Source organism: Arthrobacter sp. LjRoot78 (assembly GCF_964254335.1).
In the GTDB taxonomy this organism is placed as follows: Bacteria; Actinomycetota; Actinomycetes; order Actinomycetales; family Micrococcaceae; genus Arthrobacter.
This window is the reverse complement of record NZ_CAXUTG020000001.1, coordinates 1,931,339-1,943,365: the sequence shown is the minus strand read 5'-3', so window position 1 is coordinate 1,943,365 and position 12,027 is coordinate 1,931,339. Positions and strand designations below refer to the sequence as shown.

At 63.4% G+C, this 12,027-nt stretch carries 7 protein-coding genes; all 7 read left to right on the top strand.

Translation table 11 applies throughout. The features are described from left to right. The first annotated feature begins 279 nt into the window (after positions 1–279). The 7 genes from catA (at position 280) to ACSQ1X_RS08885 (ending at position 11,319) form a co-directional block, all read left to right on the top strand. Entirely contained in the window at positions 280–1,176 is an 897-nt protein-coding gene (gene catA / locus ACSQ1X_RS08915) for a catechol 1,2-dioxygenase (RefSeq protein ID WP_436057381.1), read from the top strand. Between the two features lie 106 nt (positions 1,177–1,282). Further along, on the top strand, positions 1,283–2,566 hold the full coding sequence (locus ACSQ1X_RS08910) for a benzoate/H(+) symporter BenE family transporter (protein WP_436057380.1): 1,284 nt from the start codon (positions 1,283–1,285) through the stop codon (positions 2,564–2,566). A gap of 1,168 nt (positions 2,567–3,734) precedes the next feature. Further along, the gene (locus tag ACSQ1X_RS08905) at positions 3,735–5,153 is read left to right on the top strand and encodes a lyase family protein (RefSeq protein ID WP_436057379.1); all 1,419 of its coding nucleotides are present in this window, start codon (positions 3,735–3,737) and stop codon (positions 5,151–5,153) included. Beyond that, positions 5,150–6,682, top strand: a complete 1,533-nt coding sequence (locus tag ACSQ1X_RS08900; protein ID WP_436057378.1) for an SLC13 family permease — start codon at positions 5,150–5,152, stop codon at positions 6,680–6,682. Before ACSQ1X_RS08905 ends, ACSQ1X_RS08900 begins: the two co-directional genes overlap by 4 nt. A gap of 37 nt (positions 6,683–6,719) precedes the next feature. After that, positions 6,720–7,730, top strand: coding sequence for a LacI family DNA-binding transcriptional regulator (locus ACSQ1X_RS08895; RefSeq protein WP_436057377.1), 1,011 nt, complete (start codon positions 6,720–6,722; stop codon positions 7,728–7,730). Between the two features lie 228 nt (positions 7,731–7,958). After that, a complete protein-coding gene (locus ACSQ1X_RS08890; protein WP_436057376.1) occupies positions 7,959–8,369 on the top strand; it encodes a hypothetical protein in 411 nt (136 codons plus the stop codon). 1,672 nt (positions 8,370–10,041) lie between these two features. Next, positions 10,042–11,319 (top strand): IS110 family transposase, encoded by a 1,278-nt coding sequence (locus tag ACSQ1X_RS08885; RefSeq protein ID WP_436059300.1) that lies wholly within the window; start codon positions 10,042–10,044, stop codon positions 11,317–11,319. Positions 11,320–12,027: the final 708 nt, after the last annotated feature.

The window sequence follows — 12,027 nt, the reverse complement described above, 5'->3', positions numbered from 1 at the left end:
GGGTGGTCCGGCTAGCGTCGCGGAACGCCCAGGACGTTGTCAGGTAATTCTTGTCCACCGTGACAGCTCTCACATCAGGCAAAAACCTAGGTTCGACCAAGGGTGTCTTTATGTCGCCTTTTTGACTGAAAACAGGCTAAATCGATATTTGTAGCGTCCTTATTTGAAGCCTACGATGAGACGGACATCACCCGAGGTCGCGTGGTGGCAGGTGCAAGTCCGGCCGCACGCCTTCGCAATGGCACAGGAGCACTTCCTGTCCCTTATTCAAAGAGGAGTATGGACATCACCATGACCGAGACCCAAGCAGACACCCGCAAAGAGGACGAAGGCACTGCCGTCGAAGCCGGCTCCAAGGCCACCGAACGCTTCACCGTCTCAGGCAAGCTCTCCCGCCTGGATGTGCCGAAAGAAAGAGTGAGCCTGCTGGCGGGGGCACTCATCAAGGCCGCCAACGATATCGTCGTCGAACACCAGGTCACCTACGAGGAATACAACGCACTCAAAGCCTGGCTCATCAAAGTGGGAACTGACGGGGAATGGCCGCTGTTCCTCGACGTGTGGCTGGAGCACACCGTGGAGGACGTCAACTCCCAGGACCGCCCCGGCACTGTGGGCACCATCGAAGGACCCTACTACGTGCCGGGCTCCCCGTTGCTCCAGACCCCGGGCACCGTCGAAATGCGTGAGGACGAGGAGGGCACCCCGCTGCACTTCAGCGGCCGCTTCACCGATACGGACGGCAATCCCATCCGGAATGCCCAGGTGGAGATCTGGCACGCCGACAGCGCCGGGTTCTACTCCCAGTACGCGCCGGGCATGCCGGAATGGCTCTTCCGGGCAACGGTCAAGGCGGACGACGACGGCCGCTTCGAAATCAACACGATGCGCCCGGCGCCGTACCAGATCCCCACGGACGGGGCCTGCGGGCAGCTGATCAGCGCGGCAGGCTGGCATGCCTGGCGCCCGGCGCACATCCACATCAAGGTCTCGGCGCCCGGCTTCCAGCCTGTAACTCAGCAGCTCTACTTCCCCGGCGACCCCCACAACGCCGACGACATTGCCTCGGCAGTCAAGCCTGAACTCATGCTCGATCCCAAGCCGCGCACGGATGGCGGCGCCGGCGAAGAAGTGGTCTATGACTACGTCCTTGCCAAAGAAGGCCAGCACAAGTAAGAACCACCGCTCACAAATGGTGCCCGTTGCCTCCGGCACCACAGGGCGCCCCGGAGGGTCACCTCCGGGGCGCCCGTAACTTGTGCTGCCGTTGTCAGGAGCCGACATGCCACAATCCCGCCAGAACCCGCCCGCCGTCCTCGAAACGGAAACTGCTGCGGCCCATGTACGCCAGCCCCTGCTGGAACGCCCGGGTTTCCGTCCCGCAGGCGTGCGACAGGTCTTCCGTGACCTCGGCTTGCCTTATATTTCCAACGGGGTGATCGGCCTCATCTTCTCCGCTTCCGGCCCGATAGCTATAACTCTGGCTGTTGGAACGGCGGGGGGACTTAGTGAAGCCCAGCTCGCGTCCTGGGTGTTCGGCATATTATTTTCCGGCGGAGCAGCAACCCTGGTCATGTCGCTGCTGTATCGTCAGCCCCTCGGCTTTGCCTGGTCCATTCCCGGCACGGTCCTGCTGGGCCCGTCCCTGGAGCACCTGTCCTTTGCGGAAGTGGTTGGAGCCTTTTTCACCTCGGGCGTACTCATCCTGGCCTTGGGCGCCTGCGGCGTGGTCCGCCGAATCATGGCCCGGGTGCCAATGCAAATCGTCATGGCCATGGTGGCCGCGGTATTCCTTAAGTTCGGCACGGACATTATTGCCTCGACGCAATCCAATCCGGCCATTGCCGGCCCGATGGTGGCATCATTCCTGCTGCTCACTGCCGTGCCGATCCTGGGACGCCTCCTTCCGCCGGTACTCGGTACCTTGATGGCCGGCTGCGTGGCTGTGGCGGTAAGCGGCCAGTTCGTCCTCGGAGAAGCGGGACCCCTGCTGGCTGCACCCGTGTTCACAGTTCCCAACTTCACCTGGGCGGCCCAGCTCGAGTTGGTTATTCCCCTGGCCCTGACCGTGTTGTTTGTTCAGAATGGGCAGGGCATCGCGGTTCTCCGTGCCGCAGGCCATCATCCGCCCGTTAACGTCTTTGCAGTGGCGTCCGGGGCGTTTTCGGTGCTCAATGCTTCATTCGGCGCCGTTTCAGCGTGCGTCACGGGCCCTACCAATGCCCTGTTAACGTCCTCGGGAACCAAAAAGCGCCAGTACTCGGCCGCCGTCGTCTACGGCCTGCTGGCCGTTGCCTTCGCCGTGCTGGCTCCCTTGCTCACGAGGCTGATGCTCGCCACCCCCAAGGAGTTCGTTCTCACCCTGGGCGGCATCGCGATGCTGCGGGCCCTTCAACAGGCGTTTGTCACGGCTTTCGCCTCTGCCTTCACGCTGGGATCACTGGTGACATTCGTGGTCACCATTTCAGGTCTGAACCTTTTCAACATCCACGCCGCGTTCTGGGGCCTGGTCATCGGCTACGCGGTGTCCAGGCTGCTTGAGCACGCGGACCATCTCGATCTCTAGGGTGGATTAGCCCGCGGTGTCCTCCTCGTACCAGCCCACCCAGGCGGACGATGTCAATGTCATTATGGGTTCCCTCAACTCCGCCTCTCATGACGCCAGGTCCCACGTACGGGACAGCTGAAACAGCAGTCCCAGGTAGCGAACCAGACAATTCATGGGCCTTCCTTTCCAGGCGGAGGGCAGCAGGCGCTCCAGCTCCGCGGCGTCTACGCGGCGGGGAATTCGACGGCGGCAGTTGGGGCAATACGAGAGACACGGCCTCGGGCATTTTGTCCCGGAACGTCGGCCCCAACTTCCACCACCTCAGTCGTCCAACCCTTTCAATCACTGGGAAGTCCTGGAAACATGCGGAATCCGGCCCGATCCAACCCCTGTACGGCCCATTCAGAGGTCCAAAGTGTGGACATTGACCACACCCCAAATTCGCCCCTTCTCCGCCAGCCCACACCGCCAACCGCGCTCCCCCACTGAGGGAGAGCGGTTTATCTTTGGTTGGCAACACTGCGACGATGCCTGGGTTCGCCCCCGGCCCCACGTCCCGGGTGAGGCTTGCCGCTTGGGAGGGAGCACTCAACGGCTGACGCAAACGGCCAACGATGAAGATCTTCATGTGACGACACGTCATTCACCCATCTCATGAGCTTCTGGGCCCACATCCACATGACTAGGCCAAAACGCTTCTGCCAACTTGCTTCGCAGCAAACCGGTCTCAGCTGTATCGGAGGCGTGCACCCGGCAGGTGCAGGATCCCCCGGACGGGCAGCGCCCTCCTGGTTAGACGTACAAAACCAAGAAAGCGCGCCGACACACTTGGTGGATGACGGGATCCAAGGCCGCACCAGTCCACGCATCAACCTGACGAAACGTGGGTATCGGCGTTGGGGTGGAACGACTTAAGACAGGCCCAGGGAGAGCAAATGAGTCTCCTATGTAGTGGACTCAGTGAGTACTGAAGCTGGGGATCCAGGCATCGGGCGAGGCCGCTCAGGACGTTGCGGTCAGCACCAATGCCACGACAATTTTTCACACTGAGCGGCGCTGTGATCTTGACAACATCCAACATCTACTCTCTAATGGATTCGAATCCACTTCTTCCCTCGTGCATATATGTCCGACCGACAGTGGATTCGAATCCACTGCAACGGCGCAACTTGAAAGCAGGCCAACGTTGACCTCCACTCCTTTCTCACTGCTCATGCACCTTGTCGGCGACACCCGACAGGCCGAGCTCTTTTCTCCGGCGGAAGCCATCGAGTCCTGGCTTGCCGCCGAAAGGGCGCTTGCCCTGGCCCAGGGCGAACTGGGCATTATTTCCCGGGATGATGCCCAGGCCATCGCCAAAGCCGCTGTCCCCTCCAACATCGACCCCGACCGCCTCTGGTCCTCCGCACGAAATGTGGGTTATCCGATCCTGGGCGTGGTCCGTGAAATTGCCGCCGCACTGCCCGAGGGCGCCAACGGCCGCGTGCACTATGGCGCAACCACGCAGGACATCATGGACACCGGCCTTGCCCTGCAGCTCCAGCGCTCCCTCAGGCTCCTGGACGAGGACCTGGAGCGCCTGGGCGACCGTCTTGCCGAGCAGGTCCTTGCCCACAGCGGGACCGTTATGGCTGGCCGGACCCACGCCCAGCAGGCGGTCCCGACAACGTTCGGCGCAACACTGGCAACAATGCTCAACCAGTTCACACGGCAGCGGGAGCGCATCGCGCAGGCAATCCCCCGCATCGCCGTTATCTCGATGTTCGGCGCCGGCGGAACCTCTGCCGCCTACGGCCCGCAGTCCGCGGCCCTGCGGACCCGTGTCGCGGAACTTCTCGGCCTCGAGGACACGGACGTGCCCTGGCATGTAGAACGTGACAGCCTGGCGGAGTTCGGCTGGCTCTGCGTGACGATCACCGCCTCGTGCGCGAAGTTTGCCCGGAACATCGTGGATCTGTCCCGCACCGAGATCGCCGAAGTCTTCGAGCCATACTCCCCTCACCGGGGCGCGTCCTCCACCATGCCTCAGAAGGTCAACCCGATTTCCTCGGAACTGGTGATCGGGCTCTCGGGAACGGCGGGGGCGCTTGCATCATCCCTGGCCCGCATCCAGGAAGCAGGCCATGAACGCAGCGCCGGCGAATGGCAGATCGAATGGCAGGTCATCCCCCAGCTCGCCTCGCTGGCCGGAAGCGCGCTGCGTGAAACGTTGGTCATCGTTGATGGCATGCGCGTGGATGCTGACCGGATGCGCCGGAACATGGAACTCGACGGCGGCCTGGTCCTCGCCGAAGCCCAAATGATCCAGCTCGCCGACAAGGTCGGCCGCGAAGACGCCCACGACCTCCTCTACGCAGCCTCCACACGCGCCCGGGAAACCGGCACCGTACTCAGCGACGCCCTCCGCGCCGTGGCGACGGAGCAGGGCATGTCAGAGCTGCTCCCCGAATCCCTCGTCCAGGCCCGCGATTACCTTGGCGAAGCGGATTCCATCTGCAAGACTGCCGTCAGCATCTGGCACTCGCACACCCCTCTTCAGGCTGCCTGCCCTCCCATTGCTGACCTGGCAACAGCCCCCAGCGGAGCCGAAGGAGACCCCGCATGAGCGCAACAGAAGTAGCCACGCACAACGATGTCGGAGAGGGCAGCCGCTTCGACTACCTCCGGGCACGCGCTGGCCTCTGGGCCGCGCTGCCATTGATGGCACTTGCCCTCTTCCTGCCCCAGGAACTGCCATGGGAACAGCGGGCCATGCTCGGGGTCCTGAGCTTCATCGTCCTGTTCTGGATCACCGAGACCATCCCCATCCCCGCAACAGCGCTGATCGGCATCGCCCTGCTGGTACTCCTGGGCGTCGGGTCCCCTTCAGAGGTCTACTCCGCCTTCGGCTCCCCCACCGTGTTCCTGGTCATCGGGGCCTTCATCCTCGCCCGTGCCATGACCGTCCACGGCCTGGACCGCCGGTTCGCCCTCCGCGTCCTGTCCCTCCCCCGAGTCGGTGACAGCACCCACCTGACCGCACTCGCCTTCATGGTCGTGGCGACCCTCCTCGCCATGCTGGTCTCGGCCTCCGCGACCGCCGCCATGCTCCTCCCTATCGGTATCGGCGTCGTCCGCACCGTCGGGGACCTCATCCACGACCCGGCCAGCGGCCGCAAGAGCTACCAGACCCGGTTCTCCTGCATGCTTATGCTGGCCATCGCGTACGGGGCCGGCGTCGGCTCGGTCCTCACTCCCGTCACGGGTATCGCCAACGTCATCGGCCGCGGCACCGTCGAACAGATGACCGGCTACCAAATCCCGCTCTTCGACTGGGTCTCCATCTCCGGCCCTTATGTCCTGGGCCTCGGGACCCTCATGTTCATCGCCCTGGTACTCATGAACAAACCCGAAACCCACCACATCCCCAACGGCACAGCATCATTCCGTCGGCAATACGACGCACTCGGTCCCATGACCCGTGGAGAAAAGATCGTCGCATTCGTCTTTGCCCTCACAGTCCTGCTCTGGACCTTCCCGGCAGTCGTCACAACATTCGACATCACCAACGCCGTCATCAAGACGATCGCCTCCCACCTGAACGAGGGATCCGTCGTCGTCCTGCTCGCTTGCCTGCTGTTCCTCATCCCCACAGCGACGAAGACTCCGACGCTCGAATGGAGCGAAGCTGCCAAGATCGACTGGGGAACCGTCATCCTGGTCGGCGTGGGACTCACCGTCGGGGCCATGATGAAAGCCACCGGCCTCGCCGAAACCATCGGCACCGCCGTCGCAGACGTCACCGGTGTCAACAGCGTCCTGCTGCTCTGCCTCGTCGCAGTCGTCCTCGGCATGGTGATCTCCGAAACCACCAGCAACACCGCCAGCGTCGGCATCGTGGTCCCCATCATCATCCCGATCGCCCTGGCAATCGGCGTCGACCCGCTCATCCCCGCCATGGCAGCCATCTTCGGCGGCAACGCCGGGGCCATGCTCCCCGTCTCCACTCCCCCGAACGCCATCGTGTACGGCTCCGGCTATGTGCCGATGCTCCGCATGATCAAAACCGGCGTCGTGGCCGACCTGGTCACCATCCCGCTGATCCTCCTCACCGTCATCGGCATAGGCTCCGCCATCGGACTGTCCCTGCCATAACCGCTGCCGTACCCGACCCCGCCAATAGGATGGACTCATGGTCAAACTCACGGACGTCGCCCGAGCCGCCGGGGTCGGGTACGGCACAGCATCCCGCGCCCTCAGCGGCAAAGGCCCCGTCGGCGGCGACGCACGCACACGCGTCCTGGAAGCCGCCCGAGAACTCGGCTACACCACCGACGCCACCGCACGCGCCCTACGGGAACGCCGTACCAGAAGCGTCGGGCTCATCGTCCCCGACATGACCAACGAGTTCTACACCGCCAGCGCCGAAGTCCTCCAGGAAGTACTCCGCGCCGCCGGCCACCACCTCCTCGTCGCAACCACCGGCAACGACCCGGGACGTGAGCAGGAAGCCCTGCAGGAAATGGCCGCCCGCCGCGTCGACGGCGTCGTGCACGTCCCTTCCGGAGCCACCGCCACCCAGCCGTCCCCCGTCCCCGTAGTCGAGCTGAACCGCTACAGCGGACGGAACGTCCCGGCCGTGGTCAGCGACGACTTCAACGGCGTCAAAGAACTCACCCAGCTGGCCATCGACGCCGGTTACACCGACATCGCCGCCATCGTCGGCCCCGACATCTACAGCACAAGCCGTGACAGGCTCGCGGGCTTCAAGACCGCCACACAAGAGGCCGGCTTCGACGAAAACGCAGCAACCGGAAAACGCCTCCGCGTAGTGTTCACCGAATTTACGGCCGAAGGCGGCGCCCGTGCCATGCGCACGCTGCTGGCTGACCCGCCCCAGGCCATCCTTCCACTGAGTAGCCGGCTCGTTATGGGCGTCCTAAGGACAGCACGGGAGGCCGGGATCAGCATTCCCAACGACTTGGCTCTGGCAGGGTACGGCGATCCCGACTGGTTCGAAATCTGGGGACCCGGGATTACGACGTTCGCTCCCCCACTCGCCGAAATGGGCGCGCGCGCGGCTGGAATACTGCTGGACCTCATCAACGGAGATCACCCAGAACCCGCAGTCACCAGGATCAAAGGCCAACTACGCCTCCGTGGAACCCTGAATCCGCTAACTCCTGGCAACCATTCCGACTAGGTTCCCGGTCGGTGCGAACAACTGCTTTTGTGAGCTTTCAGAGTCCAACCATCATGGCAGCCGGAGCCGCGATAGCTTGACGGAACGTCGGTTATCGGCATTAATGCGGTCGGTGTCGCATAGGATGAGCCGGCGGTCACTTGCTCCCCGAGCCACCGATGTAGGCTCGGGAGGAAGGTGATCTCAGGGATCACGTTGTCTCAACACAAAGCGAGGAGTCACCCGCAGATGACCGGTCAACCGGAAGAGCCCTCACGCGGCCGCCAGGGATATTACGCGCGACAGGCTGAGATCGAGGCGGAGAAGCACGGGCTCACTGTGGAGGAGCACGGGGTAAACAAGGGACCCAACTACATCGGTATCAAGCCCTACACCTCCGCTGGCGGGATACTCTTCCTGGCTATCCTGATCACACTCATCTCGGTCACGATGTTCGTGTATGGATTCCTGAGCCTCGCTGGCCTGGTGTACGTGAGTGAACCCGTCACTGTGGCCGAGCTGATCCTCCCCGCCGTCATTCTGGTGCTGCTGCCAATTGCTGCTTGGCGGCAGTGCCTGAAGGAACGAAAAGCAATACGCCTTCGCAAGGCGTCCGGGAAGACCCTTCAGCCGCTTACCCGACGTTCCCGCATCGACTAAGGTCTCATGAGCAAACGCTGAGTAGTGTTGGAACACGGCAAACTGACCGCAGCACCACGCTCCAGAGTAGACGACGGTGTGCCGGACGATGAAAAAGCCCGGCTGCGGACTGGGACCGGGGGGCAGGCAGCTCTAGGAGGTGGCCAAGGATGAGGACCCTCCTTCACGGTCGCAACTAAGGCGAGTGGCGTCATCAGTGGACGCCGGTCGGTTCCCGCCGGCATCGGGTAGACGTGCACAATGATTACCTGGGTGTTCTTCGCGCCGTGGTACCGGAAATCGCTGAGGCCTAGCTAAGTTCGGGTAACGTTGTCGTGCTCCGTTCCCCTGCCGAACATCGCCGTCGCCGTAGGTTGACGGAAGGCTCAATATCGGCGTTCCAAAATTCCCCGGAAACCCGTGGGAGAAGCGTCCATGCCAGCCGTTCAGCGGCCTATCCTTTGGGAGCCTGCTTTAGCCTTTGGCTCTGGGTTTGGAAGATGCGGTCGCCGAGGTCTTTGCAGGCATCAGAACCGCCTGCGGAGCGGTCAAGCGCATCGATCAGTTGCCGCCCCAGGTGCCCCTTCCGCCCAGTTGCGACGTCTCCTCGAGTTCTTCCGCCGTCAGTCCGGCCAGCACCGCATTGATTTCAGCCATGACGCACCTTCCCCAGTTGTGCATGCGCATGTGCTCGCGCGCCGTCAGCTCGACCCCGTTGTTAGCACCTGAGCGAGCCTGAGGCGGACAGTCCCATATGGCGTCACTCCACCACGGCAATCGCGAAGCCACCGCACGCGTGCTTCCTCTTGGTCTCGCGACCGAGCTCATGCTGTTCGATCAGCGCCCGCGGGATCGGAGGAGTCCGGGTTCAGCTCCCGCTCGGGGCACCTACGTTCATGTCAGCAGAGCTCACTGGATACCGGCTTCCAAGACGTCATGCCGCCCCGCTCCCCCACCTCCATGAACGACCAGAAGCAACTTCGCTGTTTGTCGTTCTGATCCCCATCATCGCTGGGCGGGTCCTCCACGCAACCAGGGCGCTGCGCGCCGCTCACGATCCAACGTTTCGTTCGGCGCTCCTAATTCGTTGTTAAGCGGCTTCCAGGGGGCCAGATGTTGGTTTCTTCCGGAGCTGTCTTGGTGGGGTTCTGCGGTGGAGTCATCGGTGGTGACGCCTTCGGCGCTCTTGGATCTTGGAATCCTCGACGCAGAGCGGCGCGTTCGCTGGTGCCCCTCCGCAGAATTCTGAATTGGCCGGGCGGTCACCCCGGCTGGAAGCGATCGCAAGTAGCTTCCCGCAGAGTCAGATCGGCTGGCCTGCCGGGAGCTGTTTTCGGGGTTCCGCGGCGCAGCGCTGCTGCAACGCCTTCGGCGCTCTTGGGTCCTTGAACCCTCGACGGAGAGCGGCGCGTACCAGTGGCAGATTGACGCTGCAGAACCCCGAACCGGGCCGGCAGATGCCTCCTGGTTTTTGCCGGCCAGGTTCCGCCGCCCGCGTGGCAGCGGAACCCCCGACTGTTGGCGTGGTACTTGATTCTCGTGGTGGCGTGCAGGCTGCGGGATGACCCCTTCCTTCTCCGGGAGCCGTGGAGCTCTTGGTTAGACCGGGGCGCCCGAAGTGGACTCGTTTCACGAACGGCTGGTGAGATGGCAGACCTTCGAGTCTTGGAATTAGGGCGCTGCGTGATCCGAACTGGCACACCCCGGGAACAGAACACACCTTGACTGCGAGGAGTACAGATTGGACATCTACTGCGGGATCGACTGGGCCGAGGGCCACCATGACATTGCCATCATCGACAGCGCCGGCGATCTGCTGGCCAAACGCAGGATCACCGACGACGCCGCAGGCTACCGGGACCTGATGGAACTGCTCGCCGAACACGGGGACACACCCCAGGACCCTGTCCCGGTAGCGATCGAAACCAGCCAGGGCCTGCTCGTCGCCGCCCTGCGCGCCGGCACCCGGAAGATCTACGCGGTCAATCCGCTCTCGGCCGCACGCTACCGCGACAGGCACGGGGTCTCGAAGAAAAAGTCCGATCCCGGCGACGCCTTGGTGCTGGCGAACATCCTTCGCACCGACGCCCACGCCCACCGCCCCCTGCCGGCCGACACCGAGCAGGCCAGGGCGATCACCGTCCTGGCCCGCGCCCAGCAGGACGCGGTCTGGGCACGCCAGCAAACCGCCAACCAGCTCCGCTCCGTGCTCCGCCAGTTCTACCCCGCCCTCCTTCAGGCTGGCGCCGTCTGGCAGAACGGCCTGGCCCGCCCCGAAATAAGGGAACTGCTGCGCATCGCCCCCACCCCCGACACGGCCGCACGCCTCAGCACCGCACGGATCGAAACTGCCCTGCGCCGCGCGGGACGCTCCCGCGGCATCACTGCCCAGGCCCAGCGGATCAAGACCATCCTTCGGGGTGACCACGCCCGCCAGGCCCAAGCCGTGGAAGACGCCATGGGCCAACAGGCTGCCGGTCTGCTGCTCCTCCTCGACGCCGCCTGCCAGAGCGTCGACCAGCTCGGCACCGCAGTTGAGGAAGCCTTCCTCAACCACCCTGATGCCCAGATCCTGCTCAGCTTCCCCGGGATCGGCAACCAGCTCGGGGCCCGGCTCCTGGCCGAGATCGGAGATGACAGAAACCGCTTCGCAGACGCCCGCGCCCTGAAGGCCTACGCCGGCTCCGCACCAATCACCAGAGCCTCCGGCAAGAAGAAATTCGTCGGCCGCAGATTCGTCAAGAACGACCGCCTCAGCACCGTCGGCTACATGTGGGCGCTGTCTGCCCTCACCGGATCCCCAGGCGCCAGAGCCCACTACCAGCGCCGCCGCGCAGCCGGGGATTGGCACGCAGCAGCCCAGCGCAACCTCTTCAACCGCCTCCTCGGCCAACTCCACCACTGCCTCACCACCGGCACCCGCTTCGACGAAACCACAGCCTTCACCCCACCCGCGGAGCTCGCTGCTTGACATCTTAAACACGTGAGATGTCTCCGTCGCTTATTTCCTCGCGAAACGTTGAACCGCTCCCGGTTCCCCAAGTTGCACTCCGGCCCCTCAACCCAGCGGTGACTCCGTGTATCAGAACGGCGCACAAATCTGACAGACACGTCCGGTGCCCGCAGCGGCCGACTACTTTGTTTCACGAGGCCATAGTGCTCGTCGCCGTGTTCAGCGCAATGTCCGCCGGTGACGGGCCCGTCTCTGAGAGGCGCAGCAGCCGCGTCGTCTACCGCAAATCTGCTCGGGACGCGTTTCTTGACGGGAACGGCACTGACCCTATGCATGGGAGGAAGACGATAGCCGCGTCCAACTATGGACAGGTCGCACTGATCAACCAAACCAGGACCGGCCCCGGAAGAAGAGTCCGGATCCCACACACCTGCACTCTATCGACGCATCGGACGCCACAGCCACAGATACCCCCAAAGACGTTCCCGCTGAACCCGGAACGTCCAATGACACCGACGGTCTAAGCCGCAAAGTCATGTCGCCTGAAACAGAGAACTTCATGAAGTAGTGAAGGCAGCACCATGAGGAAGGGACAAATGCCGGTAGACGAGCCGCCCGCACACAAACGTGTGCACAATGTGCACACCCCTTTGGCCGGACAAATACGCGATGAGCGGACTCTACCTGATTCGCACAAAAGCAGCTTTCCGAGGAAATACCTCGAAG